Source organism: Nocardia sp. IBHARD005 (assembly GCF_052814245.1).
On sequence record NZ_CP199935.1, the window covers coordinates 4,199,684 to 4,213,949 of the forward strand.

At 67.5% G+C, this 14,266-nt stretch carries 17 protein-coding genes and 1 pseudogene; 12 read left to right on the forward strand and 6 right to left on the reverse strand.

The window, feature by feature from the left end; translation table 11 throughout:
- Positions 1-15 precede the first annotated feature (15 nt).
- The gene (locus ACTWPB_RS19825; protein WP_446222082.1) at positions 16-795 is read right to left on the reverse strand and encodes a crotonase/enoyl-CoA hydratase family protein; all 780 of its coding nucleotides are present in this window, start codon (positions 793-795) and stop codon (positions 16-18) included.
- A 251-nt stretch (positions 796-1,046) separates the two neighbouring features.
- Here ACTWPB_RS19825 and ACTWPB_RS19830 point away from each other — a divergent pair, with 251 nt between their 5' ends.
- From ACTWPB_RS19830 to ACTWPB_RS19840, 3 genes are all read left to right on the forward strand, one after another.
- A complete protein-coding gene (locus ACTWPB_RS19830) occupies positions 1,047-1,466 on the forward strand; it encodes a YciI family protein (RefSeq protein WP_446222083.1) in 420 nt (139 codons plus the stop codon).
- A gap of 6 nt (positions 1,467-1,472) precedes the next feature.
- Positions 1,473-2,750, forward strand: coding sequence for an RNA polymerase sigma factor (locus ACTWPB_RS19835; protein ID WP_446222084.1), 1,278 nt, complete (start codon positions 1,473-1,475; stop codon positions 2,748-2,750).
- Positions 2,751-2,897: 147 nt separating this feature from the next.
- Complete coding sequence (locus ACTWPB_RS19840) at positions 2,898-4,256, forward strand: MFS transporter (protein WP_446222085.1); 1,359 nt, start codon at positions 2,898-2,900, stop codon at positions 4,254-4,256.
- Between the two features lie 56 nt (positions 4,257-4,312).
- Here ACTWPB_RS19840 and ACTWPB_RS19845 read toward each other — a convergent pair whose 3' ends face one another.
- Both ACTWPB_RS19845 and ACTWPB_RS19850 read right to left on the reverse strand, forming a co-directional pair.
- Positions 4,313-4,789: a nucleoside deaminase gene (locus tag ACTWPB_RS19845; RefSeq protein ID WP_446222086.1), complete on the reverse strand. Its 477-nt coding sequence runs from the start codon at positions 4,787-4,789 to the stop codon at positions 4,313-4,315.
- Positions 4,786-4,962 (reverse strand): hypothetical protein, encoded by a 177-nt coding sequence (locus ACTWPB_RS19850; RefSeq protein ID WP_446222087.1) that lies wholly within the window; start codon positions 4,960-4,962, stop codon positions 4,786-4,788. The genes ACTWPB_RS19845 and ACTWPB_RS19850 overlap by 4 nt, the downstream gene beginning before the upstream one ends.
- Positions 4,963-5,006: 44 nt before the next feature.
- Between ACTWPB_RS19850 and ACTWPB_RS19855 the strand changes: the two genes are divergently transcribed.
- Positions 5,007-5,165 (forward strand): hypothetical protein, encoded by a 159-nt coding sequence (locus ACTWPB_RS19855; RefSeq protein WP_446222088.1) that lies wholly within the window; start codon positions 5,007-5,009, stop codon positions 5,163-5,165.
- Positions 5,166-5,329: 164 nt separating this feature from the next.
- On the opposite strand, the gene ACTWPB_RS19860 is transcribed toward ACTWPB_RS19855, so the two are convergent.
- Positions 5,330-6,475 (reverse strand): LLM class flavin-dependent oxidoreductase, encoded by a 1,146-nt coding sequence (locus tag ACTWPB_RS19860; protein WP_446222089.1) that lies wholly within the window; start codon positions 6,473-6,475, stop codon positions 5,330-5,332.
- 54 nt (positions 6,476-6,529) lie between these two features.
- The gene (locus ACTWPB_RS19865) at positions 6,530-7,432 is read right to left on the reverse strand and encodes a LysR family transcriptional regulator (protein WP_446222090.1); all 903 of its coding nucleotides are present in this window, start codon (positions 7,430-7,432) and stop codon (positions 6,530-6,532) included.
- A gap of 71 nt (positions 7,433-7,503) precedes the next feature.
- On the opposite strand from ACTWPB_RS19865, the gene dapA reads away from it, so the two are divergent.
- Entirely contained in the window at positions 7,504-8,391 is an 888-nt protein-coding gene (gene dapA, locus ACTWPB_RS19870; RefSeq protein ID WP_446222091.1) for a 4-hydroxy-tetrahydrodipicolinate synthase, read from the forward strand.
- A 6-nt stretch (positions 8,392-8,397) separates the two neighbouring features.
- Positions 8,398-9,588 (forward strand): annotated as a pseudogene (locus tag ACTWPB_RS19875) (DHA2 family efflux MFS transporter permease subunit); the annotation flags it as partial.
- A gap of 64 nt (positions 9,589-9,652) precedes the next feature.
- On the opposite strand, the gene ACTWPB_RS19880 reads toward ACTWPB_RS19875, so the two are convergent.
- A complete protein-coding gene (locus tag ACTWPB_RS19880; RefSeq protein ID WP_446222092.1) occupies positions 9,653-10,093 on the reverse strand; it encodes a type II toxin-antitoxin system Rv0910 family toxin in 441 nt (146 codons plus the stop codon).
- Positions 10,094-10,377: 284 nt separating this feature from the next.
- Here ACTWPB_RS19880 and ACTWPB_RS19885 point away from each other — a divergent pair, with 284 nt between their 5' ends.
- The 6 genes from ACTWPB_RS19885 to ACTWPB_RS19910 are packed head-to-tail and all read left to right on the forward strand — an operon-like array spanning position 10,378 to position 14,179.
- The gene (locus tag ACTWPB_RS19885; protein ID WP_446222093.1) at positions 10,378-11,736 is read left to right on the forward strand and encodes a sensor histidine kinase; all 1,359 of its coding nucleotides are present in this window, start codon (positions 10,378-10,380) and stop codon (positions 11,734-11,736) included.
- Positions 11,733-12,146 carry a roadblock/LC7 domain-containing protein gene (locus tag ACTWPB_RS19890; RefSeq protein WP_446222094.1) on the forward strand — a complete coding sequence of 138 codons (414 nt, stop codon included), beginning with the start codon at positions 11,733-11,735 and terminating at the stop codon, positions 12,144-12,146. The genes ACTWPB_RS19885 and ACTWPB_RS19890 overlap by 4 nt, the downstream gene beginning before the upstream one ends.
- Positions 12,143-12,493: a DUF742 domain-containing protein gene (locus tag ACTWPB_RS19895; protein ID WP_446222095.1), complete on the forward strand. Its 351-nt coding sequence runs from the start codon at positions 12,143-12,145 to the stop codon at positions 12,491-12,493. Before ACTWPB_RS19890 ends, ACTWPB_RS19895 begins: the two co-directional genes overlap by 4 nt.
- Positions 12,468-13,070, forward strand: coding sequence for a GTP-binding protein (locus tag ACTWPB_RS19900; RefSeq protein WP_446222096.1), 603 nt, complete (start codon positions 12,468-12,470; stop codon positions 13,068-13,070). Before ACTWPB_RS19895 ends, ACTWPB_RS19900 begins: the two co-directional genes overlap by 26 nt.
- A gap of 57 nt (positions 13,071-13,127) precedes the next feature.
- Positions 13,128-13,286: a hypothetical protein gene (locus ACTWPB_RS19905; protein ID WP_446222097.1), complete on the forward strand. Its 159-nt coding sequence runs from the start codon at positions 13,128-13,130 to the stop codon at positions 13,284-13,286.
- A gap of 14 nt (positions 13,287-13,300) precedes the next feature.
- Positions 13,301-14,179, forward strand: coding sequence for a siderophore-interacting protein (locus ACTWPB_RS19910; RefSeq protein WP_446222098.1), 879 nt, complete (start codon positions 13,301-13,303; stop codon positions 14,177-14,179).
- Positions 14,180-14,266: the final 87 nt, after the last annotated feature.

Here is a 14,266-nt window from a genome sequence, read left to right on the forward strand (position 1 = left end):
AGGATCCGCATCGTGTCAGCGCGCCTGCCACTTCGGCTTGCGCTTCTGCGCGAAAGCGATGGCGCCTTCCCGCATGTCCTCGGTCATGGCGACGGCCATGATCTCGCGGTTGGTCTGGTCCCAGGCGGCGTCGTCGGCGAGCTTGCCGTCGATCATGCCCAGTGCCACCCGCTTGCTCGCCTGCACCGCCAGCGGCGCGTTCCCGGCGATCCGGCCTGCCAGTGCCAGCGCCGCATCGAGGACCTCGGCGGCGGGAACGACACGGTTGATCAGGCCCAGTTCCAGCGCGCGGGCCGCGGTGATCGGCTCGCCGGTGAGGATCATCTCCATCGCGACCTTGCGTGGCAGCTGCTCGGGCAGGCGGAACGCGCCACCGGCCGCGGCGAACAGGCCGCGGGCGACCTCGGGCAGCCCGAAGGTGGCGGTCTCGGCGGCGACGGCGAGATCGCTGGCAAGGACGAGTTCGGTGCCACCGCCGAGCGCGAAACCGTTCACCGCGGCGATGGTCGGCTTGCTGATCGGGTGGCGGACATACCCGGCCAGACCCCAATCCTCGTGTCCCGCAGCCAGAATCGACTCACCCCGGCTGAGTGCCTTCAGGTCCGCGCCCGCGCAGAATGCCCGCTCGCCCGCGCCGGTGAGGACCACCACGCGGATCTCCGGATCGGCGTCGGCTCGCTCGAGCGCCTCGCCGACGCCGGTGCTCAGTTCGGTGTCGACCGAATTCATGGCCTGTGGCCGATTCAGCACGATGACGAGCACATGCTCGCGTTGCTCGACGAGAACTGCGCTCACGAGTGACTCCTTCGCTAGGTGGCTGTCAGCATGACAAACCTCTTCGATCTGTATCACGCCGGTCGATCTTGAATACCCGAATCGGGGATTCGTGTCCGTCGTCGGCACGCGCACAACCCACTCGTCGTAGGCTGCCGAACACTCGCGAAAGAAATTTCGGCCGGGTGTCGATACGCAGCGGTGCCCGTTCGACCTAGGGATGAACGCAGGGCCCGCCAGGCGGGTCCACACCGATCCGAGGAGACGAAACCATGAAGTACATGCTGATCATGCGTGCCACCGATGAAGCTTGGGCGGCGGCGGCCGACATCGACTTCAACGAGATGCTCGAGACGATGGGCAAGTTCAACGACGAGCTGATCAGCGCCGGGGTACTCGTCGCCGCCGAGGGGCTCGACGACGCGGCTCAGAGCGTGGTCGTCGACTACTCGTCGGAGACCCCGGTGGTCACCGACGGACCTTACGGCGAGACGAAAGAACTGTTCGGCGGGTTCTACATTCTCAACGTGGCCTCCAAGGAGGAGGCGATCGAGTGGGCCAAGCGCATGCCGGTTGTCGTACCGGGCACCAAGACCGAGATCCGCCGGGTCCCGAGCATCGACGAATTCCCACAGGACAATGTCTGGGTCATGAGGGAGCGCGCCTGGCGTGAAGCCACCGGCCAGCTCTGAATCACGATGAGCGACCACACCGGCCGCGAGGCTGTCGCCGCCGTCTGGCGGATCGAATCGGCCCGCATCGTCGGCGCGCTCGCGCGCTATACCCGCGACTTCGCGATGGCCGAGGACCTCGCCCAGGAGGCCTTCGCGGAGGCGCTGGTGACATGGCCGCGCGAAGGCGTGCCACGTCAGCCGGCCGGGTGGTTGCTCACCGTCGGCCGACGCCGGGCCATCGACGCGTTCCGGCGCCGCGCCGCCCTCGATGACCGCTACACCGCCCTCGCCGCCGACCTCGGCGAGGGCGACGCGCTCACCGGCGGCGACCCCGTGCGTGCGACGCGGGACGTGCGGTGGGATCCCGATCAGATCGATGACGACGTGCTCGCGCTGATGTTCATCTCGTGTCACCCGGTGCTGTCGCGGGAGGCGCGGTTGGCCTTGACGCTGCGCGTCGTCGGCGGTCTGACCAGCGACGAGATCGCCAAGGCGTGCCTGGTGCCCACCGCGACCGTGCAGGCCAGGATCACCAGGGCGAAGAAGACCCTCGGCGCGGCCGAGATCGCCTTCGAGGTCCCGCCTGCCGTCGATCGCCGGGCTCGGCTGGGTTCGGTGCTCGGCGTCATCTACCTGATCTTCACCGAGGGATCATCGGCCAGCACCGGCGATGACCTCATCCGCTTCGATCTCGCGGGGGAAGCGCAGCGGCTGGCCCGCGTGCTGTCGCGGCTGATGCCCGCCGAACCCGAGGTCTACGGCCTGCTCGCGCTGCTGGAACTGACCGCGGCGCGGTTTCCTGCCCGCACCGGTCCCGACGGTGCGCCGGTGTTGCTCGAACAGCAGGATCGCCGCCGCTGGGACCATTCGGCGATCAGGCGCGGCCGTGCCGCACTGGTGAAAGCCGGTGAAGTCGGACGTGGACTCGGCGCCTACGGTCTGCAGGCCGCGATCGCCGAATGCCATGCGGTCGCACCCTCGGTGGAGCGGACCGATTGGGAACGGGTGGTGGTGCTGTACGAGGCGCTGGGCAGGCTCGCGCCCTCGCCGGTGGTCGACCTCAACCGCGCGGTGGCCGTGTCGATGGCCGACGGGCCCGCGGCGGCCCTGCCGATCGTCGACGAGATCGCCGCGTCCGGCGCCCTGTCCGCCTCGCACCTGCTGCCCAGCGTGCGCGGCGAATTGCTCACCCGGCTCGGCCGCACCACCGAAGCCCGCGCGGAGCTCGCCGACGCCATCCGGCGGTGCGGCAACGAACGCGAAAAGGCCGTCCTCGCAAACAAACTCGCCGCCCTCGCCTGACCGGGTCGCCGTTGGGTCAACAGCGGGGCGGACGAATGAGCGTATTCGCAGGGTAGCGGCCATAAATGTGGGTCTTCGCACGCTCGTAACGTTTGCTCGTAAAGAGGCCGGGTATTCGTCGAAGGCGACGACGAGAGGGTGTTGTGGATGGCAAGGGAATCGAAATCGGTGCTGCACCGCGCTATTGGTGCGTCGGCGATCGGTAATGCGGTCGAATGGTTCGACTACGGTGTCTATGCCTACCTGGCGACATATATCGCGAAATCGTTGTTCCCCGGCGACGGCGAGTCCGGGATGGTCTACACGCTGCTCGGTTTCGCCGTATCGTTTCTGATCCGGCCGGTCGGCGGCATGATCTGGGGTCCGCTCGGCGACCGCATCGGGCGCAAGCGGGTACTGGCCACCACGATTATTCTGATGGCCGGATCGACACTCGCCGTCGGCCTTATCCCGAGCTTCGACATGATCGGCATCGGCGCCCCGATTCTGCTGTACCTGCTGCGCATGATCCAGGGGCTTTCCGCCGGTGGCGAATACGGTGGTGCCGCGACATTCATGGCCGAATACGCGCCCGATCGCAAGCGCGGGTTCTATGGCAGTTTCCTCGAGGTCGGTACGCTCGCCGGCTTCACCCTCGGTAATCTGGTCGCCCTGCTGCTGGTGAATGTGCTCGACGACGCGTCGATGAATTCGTGGGGCTGGCGTATCCCGTTCATGATCGCCGGTCCGCTCGGCCTGATCGGCATGTATCTGCGTAGCCGGGTGGAGGACACCCCGGTCTTCCGCGAGGTCGAGCGCAACGACGAGACCGAGGAAATCTCCGGCGTCTACCGCGATCTGGTGACCAAGTACCTGCGTCCGGTGCTGACCCTGTTCGGCTTGGTGATCGCGCTGAACGTCGTCAACTACTCGTTGCTCAGCTACACCCCGACCTACCTCGGTTCCACCCTCGGCATGGAGGAATCCGATGCGTTGCTGGTGCCGCTGATCGGCCAGGTCGCGATGTTGTGCACCTTGCCGTTCCTGGGTGCTCTCTCCGATCGGATCGGGCGCAAACCCCTGTGGATGTTCTCGTGCGCGGCGATGATGATCGCGGTGATCCCGGTCTACCACCTGATCGGTTCCTCGCTTGTCGGCGCGATCGCAGGCTTCGCGATCCTCGGCCTGCTCTACGCACCACAATTGGCGACGATCTCGGCCACGTTCCCCGCGATGTTCCCCACGATCGTGCGTTTCGCCGGTGTGGCGATCGGCTACAACGTCGCCACCTCGATGTTCGGTGGTACCGCGCCGGTGATCAACGAGGCGCTCATCAGCGCGACCGGCAACACCATGATTCCGGCGTACTACATGTTCGGTGCGTGCGCGGTCGGTCTGATCGCGTCGTTGTTCCTCATCGAGACCAAGGGTGTATCGCTGCGTGGCACACAGGTGCCCGGCACTCCCGAGGCGATCGAGGAACAGCGTGCACTGGGCGAGCCCGAAGAGGTCGTCGCGGTGAAGTGAGCCGAACACCGAGGGCGCGGCGTCGAGACGGCGCCGCGCCCTCGGTGTGTCCGGTACTAGTTCTCGACCGCCGCGCGGAACACGGCGAGACCTTCCTCGCCGAGGTGCGGTCCGCTGATCTCGACCGGTACGTTCGAGCTCGCGACGACCTCGGCGCAGGTGAGCTCGAACCTGGTCCCAGGGGGCAGGATCGGCCCGAATTCGGCTGCGGCCGCCGCGAAGACGATGCGACCGACCCCGGCCCACACCATCGCGGCGGCGCACATCGGGCACGGTTCGCCGCTGGCGTACACCGTGGCGCCACGCAGGTGCGCGGCGCGGCCCGCCGCGGTCGCGAGGGTGATCGCGACCAGTTCGGCATGGGTGGTGACGTCGCCGGTGGTGTTCACCGCGTTCACGCCCTCGGCCAGGACAGCACCGTCGTCTGCGACAGCGACCGCGCCGAACGGCCGGTCGCCGAGGGCTGCGGCGTGCCCGGCGAGGTCGATGGCACGGCGCAGGTGGGTGATGTCGATATCGGTCAGCTCGCTCATGAGGTGAGATCCACTTCCGTTCCGATGCCGTTGGCGCGGGCCTTGTCGATGAGCAGGCGGGCCGCGACCAGGTCTTGCAGGCCGATGCCCACCGAGCTGAACAGGGTGATGTCACGGTCGCCACGGCGGCCGGGTGCCCGGCCCGCGATCACCTCGCCCAGCTCGGTGCCCACCGTCCTGGGTGGCCATCAGGGTGTCGCCGGACTTGGTGAGCGTGGTGCCGATCGAGTCTACGACGACCCTGGACCGGCGCATGGGCTTCGCCGGCTATCGCACTGCGGAATCGGTCGACCCCGGCACCCAGTGCGACGAACACGTTGCCCTCTACGCCGCCATCGCCGCCAACGACCCCGACTCGGCAGCCGAAATCGCCTGACGCCATGTGGCTTCCGGTCGTGAACCCAGTCTCGCCCTGTCGGCGCAGTGGTCCATGGTCACCATCGACCCCGTGTCGGCTACCCGCACCCGTCAGCGCGGCAAGACTGCCTGAAATAATCTGCGCGCCAATGGTATTCGGTAACCGATACCGTCAGGTCGGTGTCACAACCGGCGGACTCCGCGCGCGACCGCGGCAAACGATGACCCGGTGCGGAGTCCTGTGCGCAGTTTCGGATGGCAGGCGCCGAGGTCGACCATCACGGCGTAGGTGAGCCCGTGGTCGCGGCGTTCGGCGATCTGGTCGAGTACCTCCGCGGGTGTGCCGACCTGGAAGACATCTCTGATCAACGACAGGGGTGCGCGTCGGCCGTACTCCAGCGCGGTGGCTTCGTCGATGGTCTGCGGAAGGATGTCTTGCGCACCGGAGAACGTGGGGCCCAACGGATGCTCGACACCGTGGCGCGCCCACGCCTGCGCGGACGCGGCGAGCATGTAGGCGCGGATCACCGCCGAGTCGAGGATCTCGTCGACCACCGACTGCGACTTCGCTGTAATGATCCATTGCCATCCGGCTGCTTGCACCGCAGCCGGGTCGCGTCCCGCATCCGAGGCCGCGGTCCGGATCGTGTCGAGCTTTTCGCGGTATTCGGCTGGGCTGCTCGGAAAGGCAGGCAGCCACGCATCGGCGAATCGACCAGCCGATCTCAGCATGCGCGGCCCGTGCGCGCCCATCCAGAGCTCCGGTCTGGTACCGCGGTGCGGCGGCAGCGCGAAGACCGCGTTCCGCAAAGGGAAGAATTCCGAATCTCGGGAAATCGGCTCACCGTTGGACTCCCACAACGCCCGAATTGTCGCGACAGCTTCCTCGAAGCGCGCCACCGGGCGCTGCCAATCGACACCGTAGGGCTCGTTGTTCTCGCGTTCGCCCGGACCGATACCGAGAATCGCCCGCCCGCCGCTGAGTAGATGCAAGGTCGCGGCGGCCTGCGCGGTCACCGCGGGGTGCCTGCGACCGGTATCGGTGACTCCTACCCCCAGCCGCAGCCGACTCCACCGATTCCGCGCCGCCGCACGCCCGAGCAGGGTCCACGGTTCGTAGTACGCGTCCGCGGCGGAAATGATCCGCGCGGCGCCGACATGGCTCGGCTTCCACACCGACGAGGGAAACAATCCGATCAAATGGTCGATGACCCACAGCGAATCGGCACCGGTTGTCACCGCGACGAACTTTGCGCTGCGCTGGGTGAGGTCCGGCGCATAGCGGGCATGAAGACCTGGATCGACTATTCCGGTTCTGACTCGTGCCATGGGCTTCTCCCACTACTCGATGCCATTGCTCCGATGTCACGCAGACCACCCCGATTATCCCCCAGCCTGCAAGGGCCGGTGTGGCTGACCCGCGGCGTGAAGGGCGATGCGGGCGGCGTGGATCGCGGGGTGTAGGCCGGTGCCGTTTCGATAGACGAGTTGGGTGTGGCGGCGGATCGGCAGCGCGGTGAGGGTGATGTGTTCGGGGGGCGCGTAGAGGGCTAGAGCGGGCACTATCGCGGTGCCCGCGCCCGCGGCGACGAGGGTGAGAACGGTGTCGAAGTCGTCGGCGTGGTGGCGGATGTGGGGGGTGAATCCTGTTGCCTGGCAGGCTCGGATCGTCAAGGTGTGGCACAGGGTGCCGGGAGTTCCCGCGATCCAGGCGGATCGGCGGTGCGCGGCCAGTGAGTCCTTGGTGGGCACGGGGGTTCGCGTGGCGAGGTAGACGGTTTCGGTGTGCAGGGGTTCGGTCTGCAAGGACGCGTCCGCGTCGGCGGGAACCAGGTCGTAGTCGTGGGTGAGCGCGATGTCCAATGTGCCCGCGCGTAGGGCGTTCGGGATGTCGGCGGGGTCGATTTCGGTGACGGTGAGTTCCAGGCGCGGATGGTCGGTGCTCAGGGTGACCAGAGCGGGGGACAGCAGGGTGCGCGCGGCGGTCGGGAAGGTACCGATGCGCAGGGTTCCCGCGAGTTCGTCACGGGTGCAGGACAATTCGGCGTCGGCGTGTTCGAGGGCCGCGAGGATGGTCTCGGTGTGGCCGACCAGGAGATGGGCGGCGGGTGTGAGAGTGACGCGGCGGCCGGAGCGCTCGAGCAGCGGGACGCCCGCTTCGCGTTCGAGGGCGGTGAGCTGCTGGGACACCGCCGAGGGCGTATAGCTGAGCGCCTCGGCGACCGCGGCGATGGTGCCGCGGTGGGCGAGTTCACGGAGCAGGCGAAGTTTGCGGACATCGAGCATCAGTTCAGCTTACTGTCGACGTTATGAATGTGAACTAGACCTGATGATAGGTCTGGCTCGATGATGGAGCCATGACATCGCTACACGGCCTCTTCGTCCCGCTGATCACGCCGTTCACCGCTGACGGGGAACTCGATCCCGCCGCACTCGAACGCCACGCCCACGCCGTCCTCGACGGGGGCGCGACCGGCCTCGTCGCGCTCGGCACCACCGCGGAACCCTCCGCGCTCACCGGCGCCGAGCGCGCCCGAGTCCTCGACATCTGTGCGAGCGTCTGCGCCGACCGCAGCGCACCCCTGATCGCCGGTGCGGGGGGCAACGCCACCGCCGAATCGGTCAGCGCGATCACCGAACTCGCGCGGCCCGTCGCGGCCGTGCTGGCGGTGGTGCCGTACTACGTGCGACCCAGCGAAGAAGGTGTGATCGCGCACTTCACCCAGCTGGCGGCGATCAGCCCGGCTCCGCTGCTGGTCTACGACGTGCCGCACCGCACAGGGCGTCCGCTGAGCGGTAGCACGCTGATTCGTCTCGCGAACATTCCGAATATCGCCGGCTTCAAACACGCCGTCGGCGGAATCGACGCGGCCAGTGTCGAATTGATGGCCGCACAGACCCCGGCGACGGTGCTCAGCGGCGACGACCGATTCGCCTCTGCCCTGCTCGCCCTCGGCGCACACGGCGCGATCCCCGCCGCGGCGAACATCGCGCCCCGCGCATACGCCGATCTCATCGAGGCCTGGCACGCCGGTGACATCATCAGGGCCCGCGCCATCGGCAGCAGCCTCGACGCACTCGCCGCGGCCTTGTTCGCCGAGCCCAACCCCACGGTCATCAAGGCGGTACTCGCCGAGCGTGGCCAGATCGCCAGCGCGGCCGTTCGGCTGCCGATGCTGCCCGCCTCGCGCGCCGCGACCGAGGCGGCGCTCGTGGCGAGCGAGGCGGTGATCACGCGGGTATGACGCCGAGCGCTGGTGGCGTTCCGCGTCATCCAGGGCATCGGCGGTGGCATGTTGATGCCGCTGGGCATGACGATCATGACCCACGCCGCGGGCCCGCAGCGGATCGGTCGCGTGATGGCGGTGCTCGGTGTGCCCATGCTGCTCGGCCCGATCTGCGGCCCGATTCTCGCGGCTGGCTCATCGACGCCTTCAGCTGGCACTGGATCTTCCTGATCAATCTGCCGCTCGGCATCATCGCGCTGATCCTGGCCTATGTCGTGTTCGCTCCGGACAAGCCCAAGCCGTTGGAATCGTTCGACTTCCTCGCCCATGCTGCTGGCCTCGCCGGGCCTGGCGCTGTTCCTGTTCGGTGTCTCCTCCATTCCGGAGAAGGGCACCGTGATGGCCGCGCGTGTGCTGATTCCGGTGATCATCGGCGCGGCCCTGTTGGTGGCGTTCGTGTTCCACGCGCTGCGCACCGAGCATCCGCTGATCGACCTGCGGCTGTTCGCCAACTCGTCGCTGCGCTACGCCGTGCTGACTATGTCGCTGTTCGCGACGGCGTTCTTCGGCGCTGGTTTCCTGCTGCCGAACTACCTGCAGCAGGTCCGCGGGGAAACGGCGTTCGATTCCGGCTTGCTCATGGCGCCACAGGGTATCGGCGCCATGCTGACGATGCCGATCGCGGGATTGCTGGTCGACAGGATCGGCCCCGGCAAGATCGTCATGTTCGGCATCAGCTTCATCACCATCGGCCTCGCCGGGTTCACACAACTGGGCGCCGACACCTCGTACCTGCTGACCGGTGGCGCGCTGTTCGTGATGGGTCTCGGCATGGGCTGCACCATGATGCCGGTGATGACCGCCGCCATCCAGACGCTCTCGCACGCACAGGTCGCGCGCGGTTCGACGCTGATGAACATCATCAACCAGACCGCGGCGTCGATCGGCACGGCGACGATGTCGGTCGTGCTGGCCGCCCAGCTCAATGATCATCTGGAGGCCAAGGCGGCCATCGGTGCCAACGCCAGGCCCGACCTCGCCGCGCAGATTCCGCCGTCGGTCATCGAGCAGGGACTGGAGCTGGCAGCGAAAGCGTTCAGCAACACCTACTGGGTCACCGTGGTGCTCGCGCTGCTGACACTGGTCCCGGCGTTCTTCCTGCCGCGGACCAAGCCGAAGGTCCCGGTCGACGCCGAAGCGGTGGCGCTGGCCTGATCCCTCGTCATGCAGAAGCCCGGGCGAAACATCGTGTTCCGTCCGGGCTTTCGTCGTCGCATGCTCAGCTGTAGAGCTTGACGAACGTCTCGAGCGAGCGTTCGATATCGCCGCGCAAGGCCTTGGCGATGGTCGAGCCGATCGGGCCGAACAGCGGTGCGCCGCCCAGTTCGATGTCGAGGCTCACCGTGGAACCGGTGCCGCTCGGTTCGACGCGCAGGCTGAGGCCGAACTTGGTGCCACCGAGGCCCTTGCCGGTGAGGGCGAGCTCGCGCGGCGGCTCGGCGGTGCGCACGGTCCAGGTGACCTTGTTGCGGAAGCCCTTCACGCTGGCGATGCCGACGAGAACGGTGCCCGGCGTCAATTCCTCGGGCAGCGTGCCGCGCCACGCCTCGTGAATAGTCAGCCAATCGCCGAGGTGCGGAAGATCGGACGTGTGCGCCCAGGCCTGGTCCGGCGGGACGGGGACATCGACGGAGAGCTTCAGTTTCGCCACGCCGGGCATGTTATCCGGTACCCGGGGTTCTGTAAGCGGCGGCTCGAGACATAGCGAACCAGAATAGATCAACCGTCCAGTGGTGTGGCCTGTTTCGAGCGGGAATTATGATGTCTGACAGCATGATCCGTGTCGCGATCGTTATGCGTGCTGCTAATGTGTGCGAGTCGCTGGAAGCGGGGCGTGTGAATCGGGTATCTCCATTCACCCCGCGAGAAGGCGAATGCCTCGGCGGGCCGGCCGGCGAGGGCCACCGGCAAGAGCGCGTGTGGTCGAGGACGACGAAAGATCTGATGAACTCAGGAATCGCGGTGCTGTTGCTTGTCATCGGTGCGCCGTTGTTACTGCTCGCGATCGCGGTCAGTGTGTTCGCCATGCGGAACGAGCGCCGACAGCGGCAGCGGGCCGATGCCGCCATCCGTGCGCGCCTCGCCTGCGAGAACGCCCTGATACAGCTGGTGCAGACCACGCTGCCCGCGATCACCGCCGCCGTGCGCCGACACGAGATTCCGTCGGTCGCCGTGGATCTGCCGGTGGAACTGGGTGATTCGCAGTGCGGCCAGGCACTGCAGTGGATCGCCATTGGCCATGCCGAAGATCTGCGCGTGGTCACCGAGGAGACCAGGGCGATGGTCGAACGCTATGTCGAGCAACGCCGCGTGAGCGAGATACACGCCGCGCAGGAGCAGACCCGCGCTGAGCTCTCGGCGTCGTCGCGGGCGGCTACCAGCGCCGCGGTGCGCTCCTTCGGTACCTCGGTGGTGAGCCTGGGCACCGACCTCGGTCAGGTCGTCAGTGCGGCGCTGCGCGAACATCGCGACGACGCGATCTACGAAACGCTCACCCGCATCGACCACACCGTGCAGCAGATGATCCGGCAGGCGCAGTCCTACGTGATCGTCTCCGGCGGTCTGCCCGGTCGTCGGTGGCCACAACAGTCACTCACCGATGTGGCGGGCGGTGCCACCGGGCGGGTCAGGGAATTCCTGCGCGTACGGGCGTCGCAGTCCGACCGGATCGTGATCAGCCGCGCGGTCGAACCACTCGTGCACACCATGGCGACCCTGCTCGACAACGCGCTGCGCTACTCGCCGCCGTCGTCGTTCGTCGAGATCGGTTTCCAGGAGGGCCATCACGGCGTCACCGTGATCATCGACGACGCGGGCATGCGCATGAGTCCCGAGCAGCTCGAGGACGCGCGCCTGGTGCTCAGCGGCGAACGCCCGGTCGATATCCACGATCTCGGTCCCGCACCGAAGGTCGGCTTCCCCGGCATCGCCGCGCTGGCCCGGCGCTACGGATTCTCCGTACACGTCGACGGGCCCAACATCTTCGGTGGCATGCGGGCCATGGTGTATGTACCGTCGGCACTGCTGGTGAGCGGGGACGCGCCGCGGCTGCTCGAGCCCGAACTCGCCGCGCCCGCCCATATTCCCGTACCGGTCGCCGAGATCGAATCGCCCGGCGCCGATGTCCACGAGATCACCAGCGGCGGGCTGCCCAAGCGCCGCCGCAGACCGGTTGCCCCGGATTCGGCGGGGGTAACGACCGAGTCGGGGCAGGCGCGCCCCGACCTCGCCGCTGCCTGGCGCAGCGGATCCCGCAGCGGTCGTGCTGCGGCCGAGCGAACCACGGAAGGAAACAGCCGATGAGCACACCGGTAGCCGATAGCACCAATCGATTGGCGTGGCTGCTCGAGGATCTCGAGATCCCCGGCGTCCGCTTCGCGGTCCTGCTGTCCGAAGACGGACTGCGCATCGCCCACTCCCGTGGCGTGGTCAAAGACGACGCCGAACGGTTCGCCGCGGCCGCCTCCGGCCTGCGCTCGCTCGGCAAGGCGCTCGGTGAATTCTGTGGCGGCGTGTCGAATGCGGTGCGCCAGAACATGACCGAGTACGACGAGGGCATGATCATGATCACCGCCGCCGGAGCGGGCGCGCTGCTCGGCGTCGCCACCACCGCCGATGTCGACGTCGCGCTGGTGGCGCATCGGATGAACGAACTGGCTTCGCGCGTCGGTCACGAGATCGGTAGCGCGCCCCGACTAGGCGGGAGGAATTGAGCCGCGGCAGGCGCGATCCCGACCTGGTGCGGTCCTATGTGCGCACCGGCGGGCGGGTGCGTGCCGCGCATGACCTGGATCTGGTGACGCTGGTCCGGGCCGCCGACGACGCGCGTCCCGATCACCGCCCCGACGAGCGCCGCCTGCTGGCACTCACCAGCCGCCGCGGCGCGCTGTCGATCGCCGAACTGTCGGCCTATCTCGACCTGCCCGCCTCCGTCGTGAAGATCATTGTGTCCGACCTGCTCGACAGCGGCCACCTGCACTGCCCCACCCCGGCACAGGTGAAGCCGGAACTCGCACTGATCAAGGAGGTGCTGCATGGCCTCCGCGCCATTGCGGGATGAGGTCGACTACGTCGCGGAAACCGTGACACGGTCGGTGAAGATCCTGGTCGCAGGCAATTTCGGTGTCGGCAAAACCACCTTCGTGTGCGGGGTGTCCGAGATCAGGCCGTTGCGCACGGAAGAGACGATCACCGAGGCCAGTATCGGTGTCGACGACATGGCCGGGCTGGGTAGCAAGGTATCCACCACTGTCGCCATGGATTTCGGCCGCATCACCCTGAATCCCCAACTGGCGCTGTATCTGTTCGGCACGCCGGGCCAGGAACGGTTCGCCCCGCTGTGGGAGGAACTGGCGCGCGGTGCCCTCGGTGCACTGGTGCTCGTCGACACCCGGCGCATCGAGAAGGCCGACGACGTGCTCTCGGCCCTGGAACAGCGTGGTGTGCCGTACGCGGTGGCGGTGAACGAATTCGAGGGATTCCGGCGCTACCCGCTCGCGGAGGTGCGCGAGGCACTCGACCTCGCTCCCGAGACCCCGGTGATCGCGCTCGACGCACGCCGCCGTGACCAGGGGCTGCGCGCACTGATCACGTTGGCGGAATACCTTTTCCGCAGGCAGGAAGCAACAGGCTCGTGACAGTCGATATCGCCGCCGACGAGCGGGTGGCGATGTGGGCTGATCAACAGCTTCTGCGTGACCGGATCCGCGGACCTGTTGAGCCAGTACGCGTTTGCGCTGGTGTTCCAGGTGCTGAACTCGATGCTCGGGTGCACCCCCGCGATCGGGCAGCAGGTCGCCACCGGGATGGCGCAGATCTTCGAAGGTGACGACGCCGAGGCGGTCAACAAATAGGTTAGCCTTGCCTAATGACAACTGGGACTGTGAATCGACCGGCCATGGTCTACGCGCCGGCGACGGTTCGTCGCGCGGTACGGCTGACGCCGCGCATGGTGCGGGTGACCCTCGGCTGTCAGGACCCGCTCGCCCTCGCCGACGCCGGGCCCGACCAGTACACGAAGCTCTTCTTCCCGCTCCCGGGCAGGCCGCGTCCCGTCGTGCCGCCGCCACTGGACGACTCGGGCAGCGTAATGAGTTGGTACCAGCGGTATCTCGCGATGCCTGACGAGATCCGCCCGCCGATGCGCACCTACACGATCCGTGCGCAGCGGCCCGAACTCGGCGAGCTCGACATCGACTTCGCCATGCATGCCGAGCACGCGGGCCCCGCCTCGGACTGGGCTTCGAGCGCGGCGCCGGGCGACGAGATCGGCCTGCTGTGCCCGCCGCACGCGCTCTACATCCCGTCCGGTGATCCCGGCTGGCAGCTGCTCGTCGGTGACGAGACCGCCGTGCCGGCGATCGGCGCGATCATCGAACGCCTCGAGGTGGGTACGCCGGTGCGAGCGTTCATCGAGGTCGACGGCCCGGCCGACGAGCAGTGGTTCCAGACCCGCGGCGACGTGCGGATCGAGTGGGTGCATCGTGGCGATCGCCCGCACGGCGACGCCGTGGTCGGCGCGGTCCGCGCCGCCGAGCTCCCCACGGGTGCGCCCTACGCGTGGATCTCCGGTGAGGCCGAGTTGGTGAAGCTCACCCGGCGCAATCTGGTCCGCGACCGTGGCGTCGACACGCGCGCGATCACCTTCACGGGCTACTGGCGTCAGGGCCGTACCGAGGAGGACAACGGCCGCGAGAAGGTGCGCCGCGCCGCCGCCGGTGAGCCGCTGGTCATCGACGAGGACTGATGCGCATCGTCGCTCCGTCAGTCTGTGACGCCACTAATAGTTATTGCACTAACTATTAGTGGCGTAATAGTGTGTGGGCTAAGGAAG